A 24,033-nucleotide genomic window follows, 5' to 3' on the forward strand; every position below is an offset into this window, starting at 1 on the left:
CGTCGTCACGAACGCACCGAGAAGGTCAGCGACGCCAGCGCGGTCTGCCCGTCCTGCGTCTGGGCGCGCTCGTCGATCCGGTACTGGCCGTCGGGGAGCGGCTGGTTCTGGTTGAGGTAGATGGGGTTGCCGGAGTTGCAGGCGAACGAGTCCTGCTTGACCACGCCGTTGGGGCCCGTGACGGTCAGGTAGTCGAAGCAGCCGTCGTCGAGCTGCTGGCCCGACAGGGTGGTGACCTCCGAGGAGTAGGACTGCGAGTGGCCGCCCCCGAGGCACGTCGTCGGGGTCTTGAGGGTGCACAGCAGCTTCAGCGCGATCGTCGGCTGCGTCGGCGAGGCGGGCGCGGGCGCGGCCGGTCCGGCGGCGACGGGAGCGGCACTCGCCGGGGTCGACGGAGAGGCCGGAGCTGCGACTGCGGGGCTCGCGTCCTGCCGCGGCGGTAGGTAGCGCCAGCCCACGTAGGCGCCGCCGCCGAAGGCGACGAGGAGCAGGACGAGCATCGCGCCCGCGAACCGCGTCCGGCGACGTCGGCGGCGAGCCTTCTCCTCCTTCGTCAAGGTCGTCCTTCCCGACGGCGGGTCGGCGGGCTCCGGAGCAGGCGGCCCGGTCGGCACCGGACCGAGCACCGTGCTCGTCGAGGACAGCGGGCGAGCCGGTTCCTCGGTGCGGGGCGGGAGTGTGGTGCGCTGCGAGACCGGGAGTCCGACCTCGAGCGGGAGTCCCGCACCGTGCGCGATGCCCGCCGCGTGGTGTGCCACGTCGGCCGCGGAGGGGCGGTCGGCCGGGTTCTTCGCGGTCATCGCGCGGAGCATCGACTCCACCCCGGGCGGGAGATCGTGTCGCCCGAGCGCCGGGAGCGGGTCGCGGTCGATGCGCTGCATGACGGCGGGTGCGGAGACGTCGTCGGCGGAGCGGAACGGCGGGCGTCCGGCGAGGAGCTGCCAGAGCGTGGTGCCGAGCGACCAGACGTCGCCGCGGTCGGACGGGCGCTCGCCGCGCAGGACCTCCGGCGGCACGTGGTCGAGTGTGTAGCCGCCGATGCGCGACCCCTGGCTCTCCAAGGTCAGGCGGGCGATTCCGAAGTCGGACAGCGCCGGCCGCCCGTAGGCGGTGACCAGGATGTTGCCGGGCTTGATGTCGCAGTGCAGCACGCCGCGCGCGTGCGTGACGGCGAGCGCGGACGCCACCGCGTGCAGGATCGAGACCGCCTCCGCGGGCTGCAACGGCCGGCCGAGGTCGGCCAGCGAGCCGCCGGGGCACAGATCCATCGCGAGCCAGGGCCTGCCGTCGTGAACCCCCGCGTCGAGGATCGACACGATGTTCGGGTGGCCGGCGAGCTCCCCCATCGCCTGCCGCTCCCGGTCGAAGCGCCGGTGCACCTCCGGTCCGGTGACCTGGACGTCGAGCAGCTTGAGCGCCACCCACCGGCCGGTCGAGACCTGCCGTGCCTCGTGCACGCTGCCCGACCCGCCCCGGTTGAGCATCCGCCCGAGCTCGTAGCCCGCCGGCGTCGAACCCGCCGTCGCGCCGGTGGCGCCCGCACTCGTCGTCATCCCGTGCTTCCTCCCAGCTGCACCACGCGTCCTCCGACCGCAGATCGCTCCGGACACCTCAGATGTGACAGCCGGGGAATGCCACCCCCGAGCTCGGGGATGGGTGTCGTCCGACCGGAGCCCTAGCGTTTCCTCCGACAGCGGGAACGCAGAGATCGTTACGAGGCGGACGGGTGCCGTAGGCCGCCGCCATAGGCCGTCGTCCCAGGTCGGACCGGCGATAGGCCGGGTTAACCGTGCGTTGGGATCTCGACCCGCTATCAAGTGCCGCGCCGTGATCGGTGATCACCGGCATCGGATCTCGAACCCCTGGAGGAATCCATGGCGACCTGTCGCGTCTGCAACGGGAAGCGTGTCTGCAGTTTCTGCCGCGGCAGCGGGAAGCGCGGCGGCGTGATCACGTCGAGCTGCGACTCGTGCCGCGGCAAGGGTCACTGCGTCGCCTGCGACGGCAAGGGCTGGCGCAACTGATGGCCGTGTTCGCGCTCCTCGTGCTCGCCGTCGCGGCGATCGTCGTCTGCGTCAGGAGCCGGAACGCCGGCAAGCGACACGCGTACGAGGCCGCCGCGGCGGCCGACCCGCTGCACCCGACGATCGCGGCGGTCCTCCGGACCGTGCCGGACTGGCGATCACAGCGGGCCGCCGACGCCGCCGCGCGCTCGCACACCGGCCGCATCCTGGAGGTCCTGGAGCGACACGGCGAGTCCCTGCTCCTGGTCGTCCACGCCGACGACTTCCCGCACCAGGGGCTGCTCGCGATCACCCAGGGCCGCACGCTCTTCTACGGCGACGGGGTGCCGGTGGAGATCCCGCACGTCGGAGCGACCACGAGAATCCTGTCGACCGGTCCGAACGCGCTGCCGTGGGTCGAGATCCGGGGCGGCGGACGGACGGTCAGTGCCGGTCCGCGCTCGGTGGAGACGGCCAAGCTCATCTGTGCCGTCATCGACCTGTGGGCGGACAGCCCCGAGGTCACACCCGACCCCCGTGTCCGGATCGGCCCGGCCGGCATCGAGATCGACGACGCCTTCTACGCGGACACGCTGCGCCACGCCGGACACGCGGTCACGCCGTTCAACCTGCGCTCGATCCACGAACGGTTCGGCATGCAACTGCACAACAAGGCGCTGCGGTACATCGCGGCGAATCACGGGCCCGCAGCCGAGCAGCGGTTCCTGGCGGCCGCTGGGCGCCCGGTCGACGATCGCGACCTGCCGGGATGGCCGACGCGCGTCATGCGGGAGTGGAGTTCGTTCGACGACGGGATCGGCCCCGTGGCGGCCTTCTTCCCGCTCCTGATCCGAAGCGTGCTGCTCGACTCCGCGCGGACCGGGGGCTACCTCGCCCGCCCGGAACGGCCGCTCTCCATGTGGAAGAGCGACCACTACGACGACGGCGGGCGCGGACTCCGCCGCGCGATGCCCGCCTGATCCGCCGACACCTCCGAAAGGACCGATAGTCCGTGGCCTTCATCGTCGTGCTCGTCCTCTTCATCGTCGTGGGGACGGCCTACAGCATCTACAACACGATCGTCGCCCGGCAGGGCGTCGACCTCGAGGTCGCCGGCAGCCGGCAGGACGTGCTCGCCGCGACCCTCTCCCGCTCACCGCAGGTCGCCGCGTGAGCCGCCGGTGGATCGGGCCCGTCCTCGCGGGGCTGCTGGTCCTCGCGACGGCCGGGTGCGGAGGGGCCGACGCCTCGACGACGTGCAGCGACTTCCTGAACATGAGCGAACAGACTCAGGAGACGGCCGTGGAGACCCTCGCCGCGAAGACGCACGGGGACGCCTTCAAGGGGCCGATGGGCCTGGCCAACGTCGTCTACGGCTGCCAGGAGACCCCGCACAAGACCCTCGGCGCCCTCATGGGGGTCTCGTGACTCCCGCCGACGTCGTCGTCCGGAGGGACCGGATGACCGTCCTGCACTTCCCCGACGCCCGACCCCGGAGCGGCCGCCCGTGAGCACGGTCGAGGAGTCCGGCGCCGCGGTCCGACGGGCCTACGCCCAGCTGGCCGCCACCGCTGCCGCAGCCGACACCGCCGCGGCTGCCGAGCCGGCCGGGTCGGATACGACGCCCATGACCAGGTCGGACGTCGTCGCCCTCCTGGAGGTGTTCGGGGAGTCGCGCCGGGCTCAGGGCGACACCTTCACCGCCGCCCACATCGACGGGCACTGGTTCTACGAGACCGGAGCGGCGAAGACCGGCCTCGTCCTGTGGGGCGAGGAGGACGACTGGACGTTCAGTGCCTTCTCCGCGGCTCGGGTGAAGGTGACTCCGACCCTCGACCTGCACCGGCGGGTCGGGATGTGGCGCTCGTCGGTGCCGCAGTCCGGGTGCTACGTCATCGAGGACGACGGCGACGCGGCGGTGATGTGCGAGCGGGAGATCAAGGGCAACCAGGTGTTCCAGGGACCGACGGCGTGGCGGTTGATCCGCAGCGTCATCGACGCCGTCGGCATGCTCGCCGTCCTGATCGACCGCGACCTCGACCGCCGCCACGGCATCCCGTTCACGCTCACCGGCGACACCGGCCTGGTCATCCTGCTCGGCTGGTGGGAGATCCAGGACCGGGCGATCACCCGCTTCGTCCGGGAGAGCGGATGACCGACGTCGACGACCTCCGCGGGTCGATCTACGCCGCGGCACGCGAGCGGTACGACCACGTCTACGCGAATCCGGTCGGAGTCATCATCGTGCCGTGGGGGCGCACGTCGGTGACGGTGGCCGTCGAGCGCGTCGACGACCTCCTCGTCGTGAACATCCGCGCCGCGGTGCTGCAGAACCTCCGCGGCCGCCCTGACCTGTTCGAGTACGTGGCGTTGCAGGCCACGCAGTTCCGGCTCGGCTCGCTCTATCTGTTCCGCGAGGGCGACGGCTACGACCTCGACGTCGAGAGCCGCACGCTCGCGCACTGGACCGCGCCCCGGGAGGTCGCCGATCTGATCGCCGTCGTCGGGGCCACCGCCGAGGAGCAGGCCCTGCACCTGCGACCGCGCTTCGGCGGGACGGTGGTGAACCCGTCGGAAACGGCCGAGCGGCGGGTCTACGCCGAGAAGGCGTGGGCGGAGAACACAGTCGTCGCCGATGCGCTGGGGAAGGCCCTCGACGTCGAGCGCTGCACGATCACGGGCGCCGTGGAAGGCGCCTGGATCACGCCGGGGGACGCCGTCCTCGGGCGGGTCGTATTCGCCATGACCACGACCGACCTGTGGCTCGCCGGCTGGCCCCGGCACGCCCAGGAGCCCGCCGTCTGGCGCATCCCCTACACCGACATCACCGAGGACCACGTCCGGCAGGACCAGGGCGCGACCGACTACCTCGCGCGCGTCGCCCAGGGGAGGTGGCTGGGGATCCGCGTGATCGAGCCGGACACCGCGGACGCGATACGGCGAGTCCGCTCCACCACCGGCAGCGGGTCGCCGAGCACGCCCACAGGGTCTCGATGACGGGCGGTCGAGAGGTCGGGTCCGATCACGGCAGCCGGCCCTCCCGCTGTTCGGATGGAGGCGACCCCTCCAGCATGTCGGTGCCGCGGCCCCACATCTCCAGCATCCGCGGGGTCACCAGCGCCGGCGGCACGACCAGGTCGTCCTGCAGCCGCGATCTCTCCGTGCGTCGGGCGAGGGAGTCGTGATGCATGGGCTCGTCCCCGAACACCACGTCGATGCCTTCGACGAAGAACGCGGGGTCGTACTTCCACACGGCCGTCTTCAGCGCGCGCAGTTTCCGGCGTTGCTCCGTCGTCGCGAACAGCGAGACCCAGGTCGACCCGATCCGCACCGCGGCGAGGGTGAGGCCCGTCGGGCCACGCTCCGGTGGGCACCCGTCGTCGTCGTCGACATTTGACGGCGGCCGGAGCGCGCCGAGCGTGAAGGGGCGGCCGTAGAGGTGGGCGACGAATTCGGCGCAGTAGAAGTCGTCGTCGGACTGCCAGGCCACGCCCGCGTCCACGGCCCGCATCACGACCTCGTACTCCGCCCTCGGCTCCAGCACGTTCTCCGGCAGCAGGGCGTGCAGGGCAGCGGCGACGATGACCACCTTGGCGAACCCGAAGGCGCCCTCCCGGTCCTCGGGATAGTCGCGGAGCCGCCTCGCCGGGCCGTCGGCCGTCACTCCGTCCGGCAGCCGCAGGCGGTGGATCCGCTGTCCCTCGTCCCAGAAGTGCTCGAACGGGTCGTGGCGCAGCCCGCCGAGGTCGAAGAAGTCATCCGGCTGGTAATACGGATACGAGCTGACGATCCGGCCGTACTCGTCCGCCACGCCGGCGTGCGAGAACATGCTCGGCGACCGGTCCAGTTCCACGATCAACGCGGCGAGTGCATTCGTCGGATGCCGGGTCACGAGCAGGATCTCGCCCGGTTGGATCGATGATGTCGCAATTACGTCCACGTGCGTGCCCCCCAGCACTGTCTTCGTCAACGCCCCCGTGCGTATCTTCAGGTCAGCTTCACTGACTGTGAAGCCCTGGGGGGAACATGGCCGGGAATTCGGCGGGCACTCGTCCACGCGTGGTACTGCTCGGCACGGTCGAGGTCGACGGTGTCACCGTCGGTAGCGTCAGGCTCCGGACCCTCCTCGCGCACCTGGCGCTCGCGCCGGGCCGCGCCGTCTCCGGCGGCGCGCTCGTCGACGGGTGCTACGGCACCGCCCTCCCGCAGCGTCCCGCGGCCGCGCTCCAGGTCCTGGTGACCCGGCTCCGGAAGCGGTTCACCGCCGCACCGACCTCGCTCGTGGCCTCCGCCGGCGGGTACGTCCTGCGCCTCGACGACGACGAGGTCGACCTCGTCCGCTTCCTGCGCGCAGCAGCGGACGCACTGGACCCCGAGTCGGACGGGACGATCGACGCCGCCCGGCGTGCCGTCGAGCTGTGGGGCGAGCCGTTCCCCGGGTGCCTGCCCTCCGAGCGGCTCGGGACCGTGGCGGTGCAGGCCCACGAACGGTTCCTGCGCGTCCTGGAACGGCTCGCCGACGCCTGCCTCGAGCGCGACGCGCCCGGCGATGCGGAGGCCGCCGTCGAGGCGGTCCTCCCCCACCTCGCGAGCCACCGCGACCGCGAGCCGCTCGTCGCCGCGGCCATGCGCGCACTGCACCGGCTCGGGCGCACCGTCGAGGCCCTGGCCGCCTTCGCCGAGACGCGCCGGGCGCTGCGCGTCGAGCACGGCGTCGACCCCGGGCCGGCGTTGCGGGAGCTCGAGGCGACCCTGCTCGCGGCCCCACGCCGCGGCACCCGGCGACGCGAACCCGTCGTCGGGCGGTCCGAGCTGCTCGCCGCCGTGCGGGCCCGGCTCGACGACGTCGAGCGTGGCGCCGTGGTCATCGCCCTCGGCGAGGCCGGGATCGGCAAGACCTCGCTCCTGCGCGCGGCCCGCGACGAGGCGCGTGTCCGGGGAGCGGTCGTCGGGTCCGGCGCCTGGAACGAAGCGGACACCCCGCTGACCGCCTGGTCCGAGGGCCTCCACGACCTCGGCACCCCGGTCCCCACCCGCGACCCGGAATTCGGCCGCGCCGTGCACCGGGCGCTGCGCCGGCGCGCCGCCGACGCCCCCCTGCTGCTCACCCTCGACGACGCCCACCGCGCCGACTCGGCGTCGCTCGGCACCCTGCTCTCGCTCGCCCGCCGGGGGCTGCCCCCGGGCATCGTCGTCCTGGTGGCGGCACGCGAGCCCGACGCCGTCGCCCACCCGCGGTGGGAGGAAATCCGCGCCGACCTCGTCCGACTGCCGGGCGTCCACGAGCTCCCGGTGCGGGAGCTCGACCGGGCCGCGGTCGCGGAGCTCCTCGAGCGGCGGGGACGTCCCGACGACGAGGCCGCGGGCTCGCTCTGGACGCGCTCCGCCGGCCATCCCCTGCACCTGGCGGCGCTCCTGGACACCCTGGACGACGAGGGCACCGACCCGACGGTTCCCGACCGGCTCCGGCCGCTGCTCGCCTACCAACTCGCCCGGCTCCCCGCCGACTGCCGCGAGGTGCTCGAGGCCCTCGCCGTCCTCGCCCCGATCTCGGCCGACGCGCTCGCGGAGGTGCTCGGCACCGAGGTCCGTCGGGTGCTCCAGGCCCTGCGTCCGGCCGCCGACCTCGGCCTGGTCGCCCCCGACGGGGCGGGCTACGCCTTCCGTCACGAGCTCACGGCCGCCGCGGCGGCCGAACCGGTGCCCGGCCCGGAGCGCAGCCAGCTCCACCGGACGCGCCTCGGTCACCTCGACACCGACGCGGAGCCGTTCGAGCGGCTGCGGCACGCGGTGGGGGCCGCGACGATGGTGGCGCCGCACGTGGTCGCGGACGCCCGGGTCGCGGCGGCGGCGACCGCCCGGGAACGGGGCGCGCTCGCCGAGGCCCTGGCGCTGCTCGACGCTGCCGACGATGCGTCCGACCCGTGCGCGGTGCAGGTCGACCGCGGGCTCGTCCTTCAGGCGCTGGGCCGCCTCGACGAGTCCGACGACGTCCTCGACGCGGTCGTCGCGGACCCTGCCACCTCCGTCTCCGCGCTGGTCGACGCCGCGGTGGGCGCGGACGCCGTCGGCATCTCGGTCGCCGGACGCCCCCGACGGCTGGCCCGTCTCCAGCGGATCCGCGACCTCCCCCTCGACCGCCGCGACCGGGTGCGCGTGCTGCGCGCTCTCATCGTCGAGCAGCAGCAGTTCCTCGGGGACGCGGAGGCCGACGCGATGCCCGACCTGCTCGCGCTCGCGGCGGCCAGCCCTGACGACCCGCGCCTGCAGGCCGAGGTGGCGCTGCTGCGGGGCAACCAGCTGGCGGACGAACCCGTCGTCGTCCGCGAGCGGATCCGGCACGCCGAGCGCGCGCACGGCCTCGCCGTGGCGACCGGCGAGCGGGAGCTACGGCTGGAGGCGGAGGAGCTGCTCGTCGCCTCCCTGCTCGCGGCCGGGCGGGTCGACGACGCCGAGGCGCTCGGCTCGGGCCTGCGGGCGACGGCCGAGCGCCACCGGCACGCCCGGTCGATCTGGGCGTGCCTGCTGGTCGAGGCGTCGCTGCTCGCGGCCCGCGGCGAGGCGGAGGCGGCCGACGCGGCGGCGGAACAGGCCCGCGATCGTGGGCTCGAACTCGGCATCCCGGACGCGTTCGGTGCGTACGGCGTCCACCTCGCCTCGACCCGGGTCCTCGCCGGCACCCTGCCGTCGCTGAACGGGCTGCCGGCCGGCGCCGCCGCGTTCTACCCGCACGTGGCCGCATGGTCCGCGGTGGCGGCTGCGGACGCCGCCCAGGCCGGGGACGCGGTGACCGCCGCAGAGCACCTGACCGAGTGGACCCGTCGTCGGGAAGGACGTCCCTACCGGCTCTTCGACCGCTCCGGCCTGTGCTGCGCGGCGGTCGCGGCGTTCGCCGTCGGCGACGAACGCACCGCTCGGGAGGTGCTCGCGGGGTTGCCGGCGGACCCGGAGGCGGTCCTGGTCATCGGGATCGGTGCCGGAACCCTCGGTCCGGTCTCGACCTACCAGGGCCTGGCCCTGCTCGCGGCCGGGGAGCCCGAGCCGGCCCGGCAGGCGTTCAAGGTCGCGGCCGACGTCGCGGGACGGCTCGGCTGGACGCCGTGGGCCGACGCCGCCGTGACCCTCGGCCGGTGGGCCGAGACCGGGTCCGGTCCGCTCCCGTTCGGGGTGCGCCGGCTCTGAGGGGCCGGGCACATGAATCCGCCCCTCCCCGGAGAGCGGCCGTCGTAGCATCAACGCCCATGAGCGCCTCTCCCTCGGACGTGGATCGCAAGATCCGCCAGCTCGACAACGAGGTCCAGGCGATCTACGAGATGCTCGCGCGCATCGAGGGCACGCAGCGGCGGCACGACAACCGCTTCGCGGAGATCGGTACCGACCTCACCGACCTCCGGAGCCGGGTGTCCGACCTCCGCGACGACGTCACGGCGCTCGGCACCACGGCGACCGGGCTCGATACGAAGGTCACCGGGCTCGACACCAAAGTCACCGGGCTCGATAAGAAGGTCACCGGGCTCGACACCAAAGTCACCGGGCTGGACACCAAGGTCTCTGGGATCGACACCAAGGTCACCGGGCTCGAGGACAGAGTCGACTCGATCGACACGAAGCTGGACCGCGTGCTCGAGCTCCTCGAAGGCTGAGCTTGCTCACCCCGCCCGCTGACCATGGGGCGAGGGTAGGGCGACGCTCACGGCCCGAGCGCGGCCAGCCGCCCGACCAGATGGTCCCGCTCGACGGCGTTCTCCGTGAGCAGCAGCGCCTCCTCGTAGGCGTCCCGCGCCTCGTCGCTCCGCCCGAGGCGCTGGAGGAACTCGGCCCGCGCGACGGCGAGGTAGGGGTAGCCCGCCAGTTGGGGCTCCTCGCCCAGGGGCTCGAGAGCCTTCAGCCCGGCGTCCGCTCCGTCGGCGAACCCGATCGCGACCGCCCGGTTCAGCGCCACCACCGGCGACGGCCACAGGGCGACGAGCAGGTCGTACAGGCCGACGATCTCGTGCCAGTCCGTCGCGTCGGCAGAGGGCGCCTCGTCGTGCACGGCGGCGATGGCGGCCATGAGGGCGTAGCGCCCGGGCGGCCGGTGACGCAGCGCCTCCCGCACCAGCGTGATCCCCTCCGTGATCGCGGCCCGGTCCCACCGACGACGGTCCTGGTCGGCGAGCAGCACCAGCGACCCGTCGTCGTGAAGACGGGCCTCACGGCGGGCGTCAGTGAGCAGGATGAGCGCCAGCAGCCCGGTGACCTCGGGGCGGCGCGGGAGCAGGGCGTGCAGCATCCGGGCGAGGTCCAGGGCGCGTTCGACCAGGTCGCGGCGGATGAGGTCGGCGCCCGCCGGGGCGGCGTGGCCGGTGGTGAACAGCAGGTGCACCACCTCGCACACCGCCTCGACCCGCTCCGCGAGCTCGGCGACCGGCGGCACCCGGTACGGGATGCGCGCCGCCGCGATCTTCTTCTTGGCGCGGGTGATCCGGGCGGCCATCGTCGGCTCGGCGACGAGGAACGCGCGGGCCACCTCCGCCGTCGAGCACCCGCACAGCAACCGCAGCGTGAGCGCCACCTGCGCCTCCCGCGCGAGCGCGGGGTGGCAGGCGGTGAACACCAGCCGGAGCCGGTCGTCGCCGACCTCGTCCGCACCCCCGTCGTCGGGGGCCTCCTCGTCCTCCACCAACAGTGGCAGCGCCCGGCGGGCGGTGCCCTCGCGGCGGAGGAGGTCGAGCGCCCGGCGTCGTGCGGTCGTGGTCAGCCAGGCGCCCGGGTTCCGGGGCACCCCGTCCTCGGCCCAGGAGCGCAGCGCCCGGGCGTACGCGTCCTGCACGCACTCCTCGGCGAGGTCGAGGTCGCGCGTGACGCGCACCGTCGTGGCGAGCACGAAGGCCCACTCACGACGATGCGCGTCCGCGACCGCCGCGGCGACCGCGGCTCCGACGGTCATCGGCTCAGTCGAACACGCGGATGGGCCGGACCTCGACCCCGCCCTCCGCCATCGGGACCTGCTTCGCGATCGCGACGGCCTCGTCCAGGTCGGGGGCCTCGACGAGGTAGTAGCCCCCGAGGGCCTCCTTCGTCTCGGCGAAGGGGGCGTCGGTGACAGTGAACCCGCCGGCGCCGTCGGGGCGGATGGAGGTCGCCGTCGACGAGCGCTCCAGCGCGTTCCCGCCGCGCAACGCGCTCTCGTACTTCGTCATGAACTGCCCGTGCTCGGCGTAGACCTCCCCCGAGGCCTGTCGGCCGGCCGCGTCGACGGCGGCCTCGTCCTGATAGATGAGCACCAGGTACTGGGCCATGGTGTCCGTCCTCTCCTCGGCGGCCCGCCGTTCGGGCCGTCCACCATCCCGACGACGGGGACCGCCCCGGATCGACAGCGCGACGGGTGTCGATTCTCCGGAGGTGCGCGCGTCGGACAAGGGCACGTCGTCACTCCCGACGTTGTCGGGGGTCGGGTGTACACCGACGTCACGTCCACCGGCCGCACCAGAGGAGTCCGCCATGGCTGCCACCGTCAACTACTTCGAGATCGGCACGCCGCACGCCGAGGAGGCCCGCCGCTTCTACGGCGCGCTGTTCGACTGGACCGTCGGCGAGCCCTCGCCGCAGGACTACCGCATGGTGAACGCCGACCAGGGCGGGCTGTGGGACACCACGTCGCTCGGCGGCGGGACCTGGGCGATCTTCTACGTGCAGGTGGACGACGTCGCGGCCACCGTGCGCGAGGCGGAGAAGCTCGGGGCCACGGTCGCCGTGCCGCTCGTCGACGGGGGCGCCATCGAGTTCGCCCACCTCCTCGACCCCGACGGCAACCGGTTCGGCGTGTGGCGGCCGAAGGACGCCGGCTGACCCGACCGGCGAGTCGGCGTCGTGCCCTCGCCCTCGACGGGGGCGTAGGAAGGGACCGTGGATCACCCCTCGCGGTACGTCTTCCTCGGCGCCGGCGCGGTCGGCAGCGCCCTCGGCGGCCTGCTCGCACGGCAGGGACGGCAGGTCCTGCTCGTCGCGCGCGGCGAGCACGCCCGGGTCATGACGGACCGGGGTCTCACCCTGCGCTGCCCCGACCTCACCGAGACCCTCGCCGTGCCGGTCGCCACCGCGACGGATCAGGCACGGTTGACCGTTGACGACGTCCTCGTGCTCACGGCGAAGACCCCGCAGGCCGCCGAGGTCCTCGACAGCTGGGGCGACGCCCCCGTCCACGACCGGGACGGGGCCGAGGTCGGCCGGGCCGCCGACGTCCTGCCCGTGCTCGTCGCCCTCAATGGTGTGGCCGGGGAGGAGATCGCCCTGCGCCGGGCCACCCGCGTGTTCGGAGTGTGCGTCTGGTTCCCGACGGTGCTGATCGAACCCGGGGAGGTCATCGTCCGGGGCGCGCCGCTGCGCGGGGTCTTCCACGTCGGGCGCTACGGCCACTCCCCCGACCCGGCCGCCGACCGCGACCTGCTCGCCACGGTCTCCGACGACTGGGACCCCGCGGGCTGCCTCGTCCGGCCGACCGACGCGGTCATGGCGTGGAAGTACCGCAAGCTGATCGCCAATACCGGCAACGCCCTGGAGGCCCTGCTCGGCGACACCACCGGCGCCGAGGACATCGCGAAGGCGGCCCGCGCCGAGGCCGAGGAGGTCCTCGACGCCGCCGGCCTGGCCGTCGTCGGGAAGGAGGAGGCCCGCGCGGGATGGGAGCCCGAGGGCCTCGAGTTCCTCCCCGTGCCGGGCGAGCCGGCGCAGCTCGGCGGGTCCAGCTGGCAGTCCTTGATGCGCGGCACCGGCAGCATCGAGACCGACTACCTCAACGGCGAGATCGCGCTCACCGCCCGGCGCACCGGGCATCCCGCGCCGCTCAACGCCGGCCTCACCACGCTCGCGCGGCGGGCCGCCCGGGACGGCCTGCGCCCCGGCTCGATCACCGCGGACGACCTCCGGCGCACGCTCGGCCTGGGCAGGGCGGCTCAGACGCCGGCGTAGCGCTCCACCCCGTCCTCGTCCACGCGGCGGGCGCGTCCCCGGTCGACGAGCACGTCGAGGTGCGAGCGGGTCTCGAGCACCGCGAGCATGCGGTCGAACGGTCCGAGGTCCTCGAAGGCCCGACGACGACGGGTCCACCGCAGGTGCGAAGCGACCTCCGCCGCGGTGGAGGTCCGCTCCAGCAACGGGGCGACCGTCTCCTCCAGCCGGTGCGCGTGGTGCTCCTGGAGCTCGTCCACGCGACGGTGGACGCTGCGGGTGACGTGGCCGTGCGCGGGCAGCAGCCAGGTGTCGGGCAGCGCGCGGACCAGGGCGAGCGAGCGCAGGTAGTCCCCGAGGGGGCGGGCCGGGACGTCGGGCTCGAAGCCGATCGACGGCGTGATGTGCGGCAGGACGTGGTCGCCGGCCAGCAGCAGGCCGGAGAGCTCGTCGCGGAAGACCAGGTGTCCGCGTGTGTGGCCCGGCGTCGGGATCGCCCGCAGCACCCGGGACCCGAGCTGGACCTCCTCGTCCCCGATCCAGGTGTCCGGCTCCTCGTAGAGATCCCGCGGCACCCCGTCGTCCGCGTCGGCCAGCTCCCGGGCGAGGCCCGTCGCCCCGCACCGCAGGAGGAGCTCCAGCTGCGCGCCGACGACGCTGTGCGCCGGATCGGCGATGAGAGCGAGCGACCGCTGCTCCCGCCGCCCGAGGGCGACGCTCGGACCGAACTCCCGTCGCAGCTCGACGGCACGGGTGTAGTGGTCGCGGTGGACGTGCGTGACGAGGCACCGCCGCACCTGCCGCGGGTGCCGGCCCAGCATCTCGAGCCCGCGCGCCAGGTGCTCCCGGCCGTCCGGGGTCGCCTGGCCCGGGTCGACGACGACCACGCCGTCCGGCTCGTCCAGGACGTAGGCGTTGACCGAGTGCAGCCCGGCGTCGGGAAGCGGCAGCGGGATCCGGAAGACGCCCGGCGCGACGGCGTAGACGCCGGGGCGGTGCCACGGCCACGCCGGGTCGGCCTCCTCGGGCGCGCCGAGCACGGCCTCCCGGACGATCTCCGTGGCGCGCGGGGTCGTCATCCTCAGACCGGCAGCCCGAGACCGCGGGCGAGGAGCAGCCGCTGCACCTCGGACGTGCCCTCGCCGATCGTCAGGATCCGCGCGTCCTGGTAGTGGCGGGTCGCGGCGCTCTCCTGGACGAACCCGTAGCCGCCCTCGAGCTGCGTCGCGATGTACGCCGCCTTGTTCGCGGCCTCCGAGGCGACCAGCTTGGCCGTCGCCGCCTCCTTCGCGATCGGCATCCCGCGGTCGTACTTCCAGGCGCCGTCGTAGGTCATCACGCGCGCCGTCGAGGCGAGCGCGGCGATGTCCGCGAGCTGGAAGGCGACGCCCTGGTGACCGCCCAGCGGGGCACCGAAGGACGTGCGGTCGGCGACGAAGCGGCGGACGTCGTCGAGGCAGCCGAGCGCGAGGCCGGTGCTCATGGCGGCGATCGGGAGGCGGGCCCACGTCAGGAAGCCCAGGGCCTCCCGGTAACCGCGTCCCTCCTCGCCCAGCAGCGCGTCCGCCGGCAGGCGGACCTCGTCGAAGAACAGCGGGTGGGTGTCCGAGGCCCGCCACCCCATCTTCGCGTAGGGGCCGCCCACGGTGACCCCGGGCGCGTCGAGCGGCACGAGGAACGCCGAGACCGGCCGACGCCCGCGGGCCGCCACGGTGGCCGGGGTGACGGCGTCGCCGGTGGCGGCGAAGAGGATCACGTAGCGGGAGAACGGGGTGCCGGAGTTCGTGATGAACTGCTTGGCGCCGGTGAGCACCCAGCCGTCGCCGTCGTGCCGGGCCGTCGTCGCGATGTTGCCGGCGTCCGAGCCCCCCGTCGGTTCGGTGAGGCCGAAGGACACGAACGTCTCGCCCGTGCAGGCGGCGGGCAGGACCTCCTCCAGCAGGTCGTCCCGCCCCTGCGCGAGGTGGGCGAGCAGGGCGACGCTGATCGCCTGGACGTGCACCGTCACCGCGAGCGAGGAGTCGACGCGCGCCAGTTCCTCGGCCGCGAGACAGAGGGTCCGCAGGTCCGCTCCCCCGCCCCCGAACCGCTCGGGGGCGAGCAGTCCGTAGGCCCCGAGGCGGCCGGCGGCGCGGGCGAGGTCGGCGTCGAATCGTCCCTCGATGCTGCGTGCGGCCGCTCCCGGCGCCACCTCGCGGGTGCAGAAGTCGCGCATCGCGCGCTGCCACTCGAGGTGGTGGTCCTCGAGCGCCCACGGGACGCCGTAGTCCTCCCCGAGGAGCGCGTCGGACGCCTGCTCGACGGGCCGTTCGGTGGTCTGGGTCATCGCTGGCTCCCGGGGTCGTCGACAGGTCCCGACAGTACGCTCGCTGTTCTAGTCACCACTAGATTTTCGTCGCCCGCCTCGGCTCAGTGGCGGTTCGAGGTGGTTCACGCTCCCGCGACGCGACGCTCCTGGTGCGCCCAGTACGGCTCGCGCAGGGTCTTGCGCAGGAGCTTCCCGACGACGTTCTTCGGCAGCGGCTCGTGCGTGAACTCGACGCCGCCGGGCTTCTTGTACGAGCCGAGCCGCCGGCTGACCAGGTCGATGATCTCCTCGGCCGTCACCTCGGCACCGGGGGCGACGTGGCAGACCGCCATCGGGGTCTCGCCCCACCGGTCGTCGGGGATGGCGAAGACCGCGACCTCGATGACGGCGGGGTGGTCGGCGATGGCCGACTCGAGCTCGGCGGGCCAGATGTTGAAGCCGCCCGAGACGATCATGTCGTCGGCCCGGTCGAGGATGTAGACGTAGCCGTTCGCGTCGATCCGGCCGATGTCCCGGGTGCGGACCCAGCCGTCGACCAGCCGCGTGGCCGTGAGCTCGTCGTCGTTCCAGAAGCCCGACATCTGCGACTCGACGCGCGCGTACAGCTCCCCCTCGGCGCCCAGCGGGAGGACGGTGCCCTCCTCGTCGCGCACCTCGAGCCGCGCGAACGGCAGCACCTTCCCGGCCGCCCGCAGGGGCTGCGACCCCGGGACCTCGGAGAACCACTCCTGCGGCGTCATCACCGTGAGCGGCACGGCCTCCGTCTGTCCGAAGACCTGGTGGAGCACGTCCCCGAACGCCGCCCGGCCGGCCAGCGCGGTCGCGTCGGTGATCGGGGCGCCCCCGACGAGGAGGCACTCCAGCGCCGAGAGGTCGCAGCCGGCGCGCGACGGCTCCGCGGTGAGCATCTGGACCATCGAGGGCGGGGCGAACATGTGCGTCACGCGGTGGCGCTCCATCATCGCGAGCACCTTCGCCGCGTCGAACGCCCCGAAGAGCAGGTTGCCGCTGCCGTGCAGCCAGGCCGGGAGGAACAGGTAGCCCGAGGCGTGCGAGATGGGCCCGGCGTGCCCGACGACGCTGTGGGTCTGCAGGTTCGGGAGCCGGTAGTACCAGTTCCGGCAGTTCACGAGCCAGTCGTGCTGCGTGTAGCCGATGCCCTTCGGGCGTCCCGTGGTCCCGGCCGAGTGGCGGATGATGTACCAGTCGTCGCCCGCGACCTCGAGCTCCGGATCGACGTCGGACTGCCCGGCGAGCCACGCCTCGTAGCCGTCGTCGCGCACGACGATGCGCGACAGTCCGTCGATCTCCGTGTCGAGGCCGTCGACCTCGGCGGCGTGCGCGGCGTCCGTGAGCACGACCCGCGTCTGGGTCTGCTCGATCATGTGGCGGTGGGACCGGCGTGCGTTGCGCGCGTAGAGCGGGACCCGGACGGCGCCCGCGATGGCGCAGCCCAGGAACAGGTCCGCGGCGCCCAGGTTGTTGTCCTCGAGGCCGGCGACCCGGTCGCCGGGCCGCACCCCGAGGGCCGCGAGCCCGTTCGCCAGCCGGACCCCCCGCTCCCACGCCTCGGCGAACGTGAAGGTCGCGGTCTCGGTCACCAGCGCCGTGCGGTCGCGGTAGAGGGTCATGGCCTGACGCATGAGGCTGGGGACGTCCACGGCGGTGCTCCTCGTCGTCGAGCGCGGCCTGCGGGCCGTCGGACGCCCGACGCTATGGCCCGCGTCACACCAGCGATACCCACGATCGTGGGGGACGGGGTCAGCGAGACGAGGAGAAGAGCGCGAGGAGGGTGTCGGCGAGCTCGTCGGCGAGGGCCTCCGGGGCGAGGCTCCCGGCCGGGTCGTACCACTCGGGGATGTACGCGAGGGCCCCGAACACCACCGACATCCGGACCCGCAGGGCGTCCGGGCCGAGACCGTCGACGACCCGATGGGCCACGTCCTCGAAGATCGCCGCGTGCGCGCGGCGCACCTCGAGCACCAGCTCGCGGATGTCGGGAACCGACACCGGCATCGTCAGGAAGAGCGGGGCGAACTCCGGGAAGTCGCGGACCTCGATGAGCACCTGCTCGCGGAAGAGGGCCCGGAGGAGGTCCGCCGGGGGCGCCGGGGTGTCGGCGATGGCGCGCAGCCGTCCCAGCACCTCCTCGGAGGAGCTCCGCAGGCAGCGCCGCAGCAGGTCGTCCTTGGAGGAGAAGTAGTGGTAGAGGCTCGGTCCGCGCAGGTCGAGCTCGGCCGCGACGTCCTCGAAGTTCGTCCGGTCGTACCCGCGCTGCGCGAACAGCCGTGCCGCGGCGCGTTCCAGCTCGGCCACCCGCTGCGCGCGCTTGCGCTCGATCCGGCTCGGGGTGGCCGGTGCGTCCGTCACGAGAGCCATCCTGCGGCACGCGCCCGGTGGACGGCCTCGCTGCGGGTGTGGCTGTCGAGCTTCGCCATCGCCGACTTCAGGTAGGACTTCACGGTCTCGACGCTGAGCAGGAGCCGCCGGGCGACCTCGGCGTTCCCGCACCCCAGCGCGACGAGCCCGAGCACCTCGAGCTCGCGGGCCGAGAGAGCGGCCCCCGCGGCGCCGGAATGGTCGTGGCGTTCCAGTCGCGACGCCCACCGATCCAACCGGGCACGGACGGCGGTGTCGGCGACGGCCGGACGGGTCGCCTCGAGGATCGCCCGCAGCTCGGCCACCTCGTCGGCCCCGAGCACGACTCCCGCCGGTTCCGTCGTCGTGGTGCCCGTTGCGAGGCGCACCGCCCGCACCGCACCGCGGAGGAACCGTTCCCCGAAATCCACCGGGCGACGCACGGCCCCGTACACCGCGCCGCGGAGTTCGTTCCCGGCCCGCACCGGGAGGGCGAAGACGGCGTGCAGCCCCTCGGCGGCGACCGCCTGGTCGAACTGGTGGGTGATGCCGGGGTCGCGCGCGTAGTCGGCGACGGCCAGCGGCCGGTCCAGGGCCAGGACCTTGCCTCCGAGGCCGGCACCGACGGCCGTCTCGAGCCCGTCCATCGACCCCACGCGGTGGCCGTGCATGTAGCCCAGCCGGAACGTCCGCGGCGAGGGCATCGACGCGGCGAAGGCCATGTCGACGACGTCGAGCGCCGCCACGGCCCGCACCGCGCGCTCGAGCTGGGGGTCGGGCCCGGACGTGCTCGTCGCCGCCATCTCCGCCACCTCGATGTTCTCGGTGTGGCTAGAGATACTACTCACGGTCCGAGCACCCGCGGGCGGAACTCGGGAGCGTCAGACCACCCGCCGGACCCCGCCGTCGTCGAGCAGGCCGTGGCGGACGGCGAGCGAGGCGGCCTCGAGCCGGGAGTGCGCGCCGAGCTTGTGCAGGATCGACTGCACGTGGCTGCGCACGGTCACCTCGGAGATGGCGAGCTCCCGGGCCATGTCGGGCGTCCCGGTGCCCTCGACCAGCAGCGCCAGGCACTCGCGCTCTCGCCGGGTGAGGGCGGACATGAGCCGGCGTGGCGCCTGCTCGGCGCGGGGCAGCCCCGTCCGCGCCGGGAGCCGGACAGCCGGGCGACCGGCGCGCACGTCGTCGAGCGCTGCCAGGAGTGCCTCCTTGCCAGCACTGGTGTGGACGTAGCCGAGCGCCCCGGCGGCCTGCGCGGCGCGGACGGCGCCGTCCTCGGCCACGACCGAGAGCAGCAGGACCGGGGTCCGGAACGCGACCGCCGCGATGAGGTCGGTCGGGCAGGGCCGTCCGCCGTCCTCGTGGTGCTCGATGATGCACAGCGACGGCCGGTGGTCCTGGACGGCGACCGTGAGCGCGGTCGCGGTGGGCGCGGTGCGGGTGACGTCCAGCCCACGGTCGCGCAGCACGGTCTCCAGCAGGTCGAGGACGAGCGACCGCCCGCCTGCGACGACGACGTCCATCATCGGTTCCTGCCCCCCGCATCGACCCCCCGACGACCACCACCATGGGACGGGACGCAGGACGGGTCAAACGACCACCTTTCGCTTTTCGACCCGTGCGTGCGGCCGTGGACCGGACGCACGACGGCGGGTTGCGCCACGCGTCGTAATCGGACAGCTGGTACATATGGTGGAGGACGCACGGTAAGTAGTCACCTAGCGTCAACACTATGCCCACCGTGACCCTGCGCGTGGTGGCTGACCGGATGCTGACCGATCTCCTGGCCCACGTGCTGGCCGGTCAGCCCGACGTCGTCGTGGTCGATCTCGGCGCCGACGTCGTGCTGATCGACGCCGCCTCGTGCCGCCCGAGCGCCTGGACGACCGTCCTCTCGCGGGTGCGCGGCGAGAGCCGCCGGGCCCGCGTGGTCCTGCTGGCCGACGAGGACGACACGGACGACGCCGTCGCCGCGGCACGCGCCGGGGTGGACGCCTGGGTGGCGCCGCACCCGGCGCTCGACGACGTGGTCGCGGTGGTGCGTTCCGTCGCGACCGGGGCGGGCCACTACCCGTCGCGCCACCTCGGCGCCGTGCTCCGGGCGCTGCGGGGCGACGTCGACCGCGAGGCGCACCCCGATGGGCGCCTGGGCGCGCTGACCGGCCGGGAGAGCGACGTCCTGCGGCTCATGAACGACGGGCTCGCCACCCGCGAGATCGCGGACCGCCTCCACCTCTCGGGCAACACGGTGCGGTCCCACACCCGGCGGCTCTTCGCGAAGCTCGGCGTCCACCACCGCCTCGAGGCGGTGCGCGTGGCGCGTGACCTGGGATTGCAGCCGCCGAGCGGGGACGCCGGGAGTCCTTCATCGGGGTGAGCAGCATTTCATCCGATGACACGTTCCTCGGCTGCTCAGCGTGACTTTAGGGTTCTATCAGCGCCCCGTTCGGGGCAAGAGCTTCGCAAACAGCTACCGAACGTCACTGGCGCCTGCGTGCGTCCCGGGACGGCGGGGGGACGGTACGTCGTGAGCAGAGCAGTCGAGGTCGACCGCGACCTTCGCCGCGTCCGCCCGGCACCGCCGGGGCCGGGCGTCGAGGCCGGGCCACCACCGCGTCACGGCTGGCCGGGACGGCTGCAGGCGGCCGTGGTGGTGACGGACGTCGTCGGTGTCCTGGTGGTGAGCCTGGTGGCCGTCGTCCTCGGCGTCACCCGGCCCGACCCGTGGCCCCCGAACCTGGCGGTGCCCCTCGCGGCGACGGTGGTCGTCGTGAGCCTGGCCGCGCTCCGGGCGTCGCGCAGCTGGGCCCGGCGCGCACTGCCCGTCGACGTCGTCCAGCTCCGGCGGGTCGCCGGCGCCTTCGCCGCCACCGGGTTGATCCTCGCCCTGGGCGGTCTGGCCCTCAAGCTCGACGCGGTCCGCCCCTGGGTCTTCGTGGTCCTGCCGGCCACCGCCGTCGTCGTCCTCGCGGCCCGGTGGGCGATCCGCGGCGCCGTGCACCGCGCCCGCGCCCGGGGCCGCTGCCGGTCGAGCCTGCTGGTGGTCGGGCCGACCGCGGCGGCCGCGGAGCTCGTGGCCCGCGCGCGGCGGGCGTCGCACCAGGGCTGGACGGTGGTCGCGGTGTGCGCGCCCCGCCCGGGGCCGCCCTCCGTCGCGGGGGTACCGGTGGTCGGGGAGCCGGCGGACGTGGTGACGCAGGTCCGCCGGCTCGGCGTCGACCTCGTCGCGGTGACGGGCTCCGGGCGCTCCCCCGCGGACCTGCGCCGACTCGCGTGGCAGCTCGAGGGCACGGGCGCGGAGCTCGCCGTCGACCCCGGCCTCCGGGAGGTGCCGGGCGCACGCCTGCACGTCTCCCCGGTGGACGGGCTCCCCATGCTGCGGCTGGCCGAGGTCCGTCTCGGCGGCGGGGCCCGTCTCCTGAAGCACCTGCTCGACCGCGTCGCGGCCGCCCTGCTGCTGGTCCTGCTCGCTCCCGTCCTGCTGGCCGTCGCCGTGCTCGTGGCGGCCGACGGCGGCCCGGTGCTCTTCCGGCAGGAGCGCGTCGGCCGGCACGGCCGCCCGTTCCGGATGCTCAAGTTCCGGACGATGGTGGTGGACGCCGAACGGCAGCTCGACACCCTGGCCGACGAGGGCGCCGGCCCGCTGTTCAAGCTGCGCCGCGACCCGAGGGTCACGCCCGTCGGGGTGCACCTGCGCCGCCTCTCGCTCGACGAACTCCCGCAGCTGTGCAACGTCGTGGCCGGGTCGATGTCGCTCGTCGGTCCCCGCCCGGCGCTGCCGCGCGAGGTCGCGGCCTACGCCGACGACGACCGGCGACGGCTCGTCGTGCGGCCCGGGATCACCGGGCTCTGGCAGATCAGCGGGCGGTCGGACCTGTCCTGGGAGGACACGGTGCGGCTGGACCTGCGCTACGTCGAGTCGTGGTCGCCCGGCCTCGACGCGGCGATCCTGTGCCGCACGGTCGGCGCCGTCCTGCGCGGGGACGGTGCGTATTGAGCCCCACCCGCCAGATCCTCCTCACCGTCGCGCTCGTCCTCGTCGTCGTCACCGCTGCCGCCGTCGTCCTCGTGGTCGGGCTCCTGCGGACCTCGCCGCCGCCCGAGCGCACCGGCTTCGGCTTCACCGTGTCCAGCTCGTCGGACCCGTACGGCAGCTGGGCGGCGTTCACCGCCGACGTCGACCTCAGCGCCGCGCGTGGCCTGGAGTGGGTCCGACTGGGGATCGCGAGCTGGCTCGTGGCCCCCTCGCCCGCGGGCGCCGACATCGGCTGGGACGAGCACGCGCTCGCCGTCTACGACCGCGAGATCGATTACATCCGCAGCCGCGGGCTGCGGGTGTTCCTCGTGACGAGCGGTGCGCCCGACTGGACGCAGGGCGCCTCGAGCGCCGAGTACGCCCGCGTGTCGGCGGCCTACTGGTCCCACCTCGCGCAACGCTTCGCCCCCCGGGTGGCGGTCTGGCAGGTGTTCAACGAGGCCGATTCCTCGGACTACCGCACCTTCCGACCCCTCGACCGCCCGGACCGGCGCTACACCCGCGAGCTCGCCGGGCTGCTGCGCTCGGCCCGGACGATCGTCCACGACGTCGCTCCCGGCGTCGTGGTCACCACCAACTCCACCGGCTTCCCCGTCGACGACCGGCGCGAGGCGATCTGGACGGACTACTTCGCCGCGCTCGCGCCCTCGCTCGACGCCGTCACCCTCGACCTCTACCCCACCGACGACCCCGGACAGATCGCGTCGCTGCCCGATCGGGTGGCGCGCGCCGAGCAGCGCTTCCGGCTGCCCGTGTACGTCGGCGAGGTCGGGCTGCAGACCTGCCGGGGCTGCTGGTCGGAGGAGACCCAGGGCCGGGCGGTCGGGGCGGCCGTCGCCGCCCTCCGCACCGCCCACCCGCGCGCGGTCCTCGTCTACGAGATGCGTGACGGAGGCCCCGACACCACCGACGGCGAGTCGACCTTCGGGGTCGTCGCCCTCGACGGCCGCCGCAAGACCGGCTTCGACCGGATTCTCGCCCAGATGACGCCCGAGCCCGGGCCCTGACCGTGCCCACCGACCGCGAAGGACGACCCGTGCGCCCACTCCAGTACCTGACGGTGCTCCGCCACCGGTGGCCCGTCGTCGTGACCGGCCTGCTCGTCGGCCTGCTCGCCGGCGGTCTGTTGGCCGCCCTGCTGCCCCGGCAGTACTCCTCGGACACCACGCTGTTCGTGGCGCCCGGACCGCCCGACGAACGGACCTCCGCCTACGAGCGCACCCAGATCGCCGCCCAACGGGTGCCCTCCTACCGGGAGCTCGCCACCGACGGCCGTGTGACCGCCGCGGTCGTCCGCGACCTCGGGCTCCCCGAGACCCCGGAGTCGCTGGCCACCCGCCTGCAGGTCAGCAGCGTCGCCGACGCCCTGCTCATCGACGTGTCGGTGACCGACCCGGACCCGGCCCGCGCCGCGGCCGTCGTCGACGACGACGCCCGACGCCTGAGCGGACTGGTCCGTGACCTCGAGCAGCCGCCGAACCCCCTCGACCCACCCGCGGTCTCCCTCGTCGTGCTGCGTCCGGCGTCCGTCCCGACCGCGCCCTCCGGACCGTCCCCGTCGTCGTACCTGCTCCTCGGCGCCCTCGGCGGTCTCGTCCTCGGCGCCCTGGCCGCCGTCGCCCGCGAGCGCACCGACCGACGCGTGCGCTCGACGGCGGTCCTCGAGCGGACGGTCGGCGCCCCGACCCTCGGGCGGCTGCCCGCCCTCGAGGCCGGCCCGGCCCGGCGGGAGGCACTGCGTGCGCTGCGCACCACGCTGCGGCACCTCCCGGGTCTGTCGGTCCCGTCGTGCCTGCTGGTCACGGCGGCCCTTCCCGACGACGGGGCACCCCCGACCGTCCTCGAACTCGCCGGGGGCCTCGCGGCCGCCGGGGAGTCGGTCCTGGTCGTCGACGCCGACCTCCGCCACCCCCGGCTCGCCGACCTGCTGGACCTGACCCCTGGTGCGGGGCTCACCGAGGTGCTGCGGGGCCGGGCCGACCTGGACGCGGCCGTCGTGCACCACGGGCCCTACGACGTGCTCGTGTCCGGCGCGCCCGACGACGGGCCGGACGAGCTCCTCGCCTCGTCGGCGACGCCGTCCCTGCTCGCCCGGCTGCCCCACCGCTGGGACCGCGTCCTGGTCCTCGGGCCGCCCCTGCTCGCCGACGCCGACGCCGCGGACCTGGCCGCCTGCACCGACGGGGTCCTGCTCGTGGTCCGGTGGAAGCACACGAGGATCGAGCAGGTCGCCGGCGCGGTCGACCGCGTGGCGTCGGTGTCGGCACCGATCCGGGGCACCGTCCTGGTCGACGTCCCCGGGTCCCCGCGGCCGGCGCCGCCCGCGGGCCGGGACCGGGCGGAGCGCGCCCCGGCGGCCCGGACGCCCCTCGTCGACCTGACCGCGCGGCGGTGAGGAC

24 protein-coding genes are annotated in these 24,033 nt (G+C 74.2%); 14 read left to right on the forward strand and 10 right to left on the reverse strand.

Features of this window, described 5'->3' with window-relative positions; genetic code table 11:
* Nucleotides 1–5 precede the first annotated feature (5 nt).
* Nucleotides 6–1,553, reverse strand: coding sequence for a serine/threonine-protein kinase (locus A3CO_RS35570; RefSeq protein ID WP_018332011.1), 1,548 nt, complete (start codon nt 1,551–1,553; stop codon nt 6–8).
* Between the two features lie 321 nt (nt 1,554–1,874).
* On the opposite strand from A3CO_RS35570, the gene A3CO_RS37940 reads away from it, so the two are divergent.
* The 6 genes from A3CO_RS37940 to A3CO_RS0109525 all read left to right on the forward strand — a co-directional run bounded on the left by A3CO_RS37940 (nt 1,875) and on the right by A3CO_RS0109525 (nt 5,000).
* Nucleotides 1,875–2,024 carry a hypothetical protein gene (locus A3CO_RS37940; RefSeq protein WP_157647312.1) on the forward strand — a complete coding sequence of 50 codons (150 nt, stop codon included), beginning with the start codon at nt 1,875–1,877 and terminating at the stop codon, nt 2,022–2,024.
* The gene (locus A3CO_RS0109505; protein ID WP_018332012.1) at nt 2,024–2,983 is read left to right on the forward strand and encodes a hypothetical protein; all 960 of its coding nucleotides are present in this window, start codon (nt 2,024–2,026) and stop codon (nt 2,981–2,983) included. The genes A3CO_RS37940 and A3CO_RS0109505 overlap by 1 nt, the downstream gene beginning before the upstream one ends.
* A 32-nt stretch (nt 2,984–3,015) precedes the next feature.
* Entirely contained in the window at nt 3,016–3,177 is a 162-nt protein-coding gene (locus A3CO_RS37945; RefSeq protein ID WP_018332013.1) for a hypothetical protein, read from the forward strand.
* Nucleotides 3,174–3,431, forward strand: coding sequence for a carbohydrate kinase family protein (locus A3CO_RS0109515; RefSeq protein WP_018332014.1), 258 nt, complete (start codon nt 3,174–3,176; stop codon nt 3,429–3,431). The genes A3CO_RS37945 and A3CO_RS0109515 overlap by 4 nt, the downstream gene beginning before the upstream one ends.
* A gap of 79 nt (nt 3,432–3,510) precedes the next feature.
* On the forward strand, nt 3,511–4,158 hold the full coding sequence (locus A3CO_RS0109520) for a hypothetical protein (RefSeq protein WP_018332015.1): 648 nt from the start codon (nt 3,511–3,513) through the stop codon (nt 4,156–4,158).
* The gene (locus tag A3CO_RS0109525; RefSeq protein WP_018332016.1) at nt 4,155–5,000 is read left to right on the forward strand and encodes a hypothetical protein; all 846 of its coding nucleotides are present in this window, start codon (nt 4,155–4,157) and stop codon (nt 4,998–5,000) included. Before A3CO_RS0109520 ends, A3CO_RS0109525 begins: the two co-directional genes overlap by 4 nt.
* 25 nt (nt 5,001–5,025) lie before the next feature.
* Here the strand turns inward: A3CO_RS0109525 and A3CO_RS0109530 are convergent, their stop codons facing one another.
* On the reverse strand, nt 5,026–6,060 hold the full coding sequence (locus A3CO_RS0109530) for a hypothetical protein (RefSeq protein WP_157647315.1): 1,035 nt from the start codon (nt 6,058–6,060) through the stop codon (nt 5,026–5,028).
* Between the two features lie 2 nt (nt 6,061–6,062).
* Between A3CO_RS0109530 and A3CO_RS0109535 the strand changes: the two genes are divergently transcribed.
* Together A3CO_RS0109535 and A3CO_RS31155 are read left to right on the forward strand one after the other, a co-directional pair.
* Nucleotides 6,063–9,185, forward strand: a complete 3,123-nt coding sequence (locus A3CO_RS0109535; protein WP_018332018.1) for an ATP-binding protein — start codon at nt 6,063–6,065, stop codon at nt 9,183–9,185.
* 59 nt (nt 9,186–9,244) lie between these two features.
* Nucleotides 9,245–9,646 (forward strand): hypothetical protein, encoded by a 402-nt coding sequence (locus tag A3CO_RS31155; protein ID WP_157647318.1) that lies wholly within the window; start codon nt 9,245–9,247, stop codon nt 9,644–9,646.
* Nucleotides 9,647–9,693: 47 nt separating this feature from the next.
* Here A3CO_RS31155 and A3CO_RS0109545 read toward each other — a convergent pair whose 3' ends face one another.
* Both A3CO_RS0109545 and A3CO_RS0109550 read right to left on the reverse strand, forming a co-directional pair.
* The gene (locus tag A3CO_RS0109545; RefSeq protein ID WP_018332020.1) at nt 9,694–10,932 is read right to left on the reverse strand and encodes an RNA polymerase sigma factor; all 1,239 of its coding nucleotides are present in this window, start codon (nt 10,930–10,932) and stop codon (nt 9,694–9,696) included.
* Between the two features lie 4 nt (nt 10,933–10,936).
* Nucleotides 10,937–11,284 carry a YciI family protein gene (locus A3CO_RS0109550; protein ID WP_018332021.1) on the reverse strand — a complete coding sequence of 116 codons (348 nt, stop codon included), beginning with the start codon at nt 11,282–11,284 and terminating at the stop codon, nt 10,937–10,939.
* A gap of 202 nt (nt 11,285–11,486) precedes the next feature.
* On the opposite strand from A3CO_RS0109550, the gene A3CO_RS0109555 reads away from it, so the two are divergent.
* Entirely contained in the window at nt 11,487–11,834 is a 348-nt protein-coding gene (locus A3CO_RS0109555) for a VOC family protein (RefSeq protein WP_018332022.1), read from the forward strand.
* A 57-nt stretch (nt 11,835–11,891) separates the two neighbouring features.
* Nucleotides 11,892–12,953, forward strand: coding sequence for a ketopantoate reductase family protein (locus A3CO_RS0109560; protein ID WP_018332023.1), 1,062 nt, complete (start codon nt 11,892–11,894; stop codon nt 12,951–12,953).
* Here A3CO_RS0109560 and A3CO_RS0109565 read toward each other — a convergent pair.
* The 6 genes from A3CO_RS0109565 to A3CO_RS39395 all read right to left on the reverse strand — a co-directional run bounded on the left by A3CO_RS0109565 (nt 12,938) and on the right by A3CO_RS39395 (nt 19,121).
* Complete coding sequence (locus tag A3CO_RS0109565; protein ID WP_018332024.1) at nt 12,938–14,011, reverse strand: MBL fold metallo-hydrolase; 1,074 nt, start codon at nt 14,009–14,011, stop codon at nt 12,938–12,940. The two genes, A3CO_RS0109560 and A3CO_RS0109565, sit on opposite strands and share 16 nt — an antisense overlap.
* A gap of 2 nt (nt 14,012–14,013) precedes the next feature.
* Complete coding sequence (locus tag A3CO_RS0109570) at nt 14,014–15,258, reverse strand: acyl-CoA dehydrogenase family protein (RefSeq protein WP_018332025.1); 1,245 nt, start codon at nt 15,256–15,258, stop codon at nt 14,014–14,016.
* 104 nt (nt 15,259–15,362) lie between these two features.
* Entirely contained in the window at nt 15,363–16,901 is a 1,539-nt protein-coding gene (locus A3CO_RS0109575) for a class I adenylate-forming enzyme family protein (protein WP_018332026.1), read from the reverse strand.
* Between the two features lie 100 nt (nt 16,902–17,001).
* On the reverse strand, nt 17,002–17,610 hold the full coding sequence (locus tag A3CO_RS31160) for a TetR/AcrR family transcriptional regulator (RefSeq protein ID WP_018332027.1): 609 nt from the start codon (nt 17,608–17,610) through the stop codon (nt 17,002–17,004).
* Nucleotides 17,607–18,446, reverse strand: a complete 840-nt coding sequence (locus A3CO_RS31165; RefSeq protein WP_157647321.1) for a LuxR C-terminal-related transcriptional regulator — start codon at nt 18,444–18,446, stop codon at nt 17,607–17,609. Before A3CO_RS31165 ends, A3CO_RS31160 begins: the two co-directional genes overlap by 4 nt.
* A 33-nt stretch (nt 18,447–18,479) precedes the next feature.
* On the reverse strand, nt 18,480–19,121 hold the full coding sequence (locus tag A3CO_RS39395) for a response regulator transcription factor (RefSeq protein WP_018332029.1): 642 nt from the start codon (nt 19,119–19,121) through the stop codon (nt 18,480–18,482).
* A gap of 209 nt (nt 19,122–19,330) precedes the next feature.
* Here A3CO_RS39395 and A3CO_RS39965 point away from each other — a divergent pair, with 209 nt between their 5' ends.
* The 4 genes from A3CO_RS39965 to A3CO_RS38645 all read left to right on the forward strand — a co-directional run bounded on the left by A3CO_RS39965 (nt 19,331) and on the right by A3CO_RS38645 (nt 24,029).
* Entirely contained in the window at nt 19,331–19,975 is a 645-nt protein-coding gene (locus tag A3CO_RS39965) for a helix-turn-helix transcriptional regulator (RefSeq protein WP_018332030.1), read from the forward strand.
* Nucleotides 19,976–20,125: 150 nt separating this feature from the next.
* Nucleotides 20,126–21,595 (forward strand): sugar transferase, encoded by a 1,470-nt coding sequence (locus tag A3CO_RS0109600; protein ID WP_245561472.1) that lies wholly within the window; start codon nt 20,126–20,128, stop codon nt 21,593–21,595.
* A complete protein-coding gene (locus A3CO_RS35575; RefSeq protein WP_018332032.1) occupies nt 21,592–22,641 on the forward strand; it encodes a glycoside hydrolase family 5 protein in 1,050 nt (349 codons plus the stop codon). Before A3CO_RS0109600 ends, A3CO_RS35575 begins: the two co-directional genes overlap by 4 nt.
* Nucleotides 22,642–22,670: 29 nt before the next feature.
* On the forward strand, nt 22,671–24,029 hold the full coding sequence (locus tag A3CO_RS38645) for a tyrosine-protein kinase domain-containing protein (protein WP_018332033.1): 1,359 nt from the start codon (nt 22,671–22,673) through the stop codon (nt 24,027–24,029).
* The last annotated feature ends 4 nt before the right edge of the window (nt 24,030–24,033 follow it).

Origin of the sequence: Actinomycetospora chiangmaiensis DSM 45062, from assembly GCF_000379625.1 — a bacterium.
GTDB lineage: Bacteria > Actinomycetota > Actinomycetes > Mycobacteriales > Pseudonocardiaceae > Actinomycetospora > Actinomycetospora chiangmaiensis.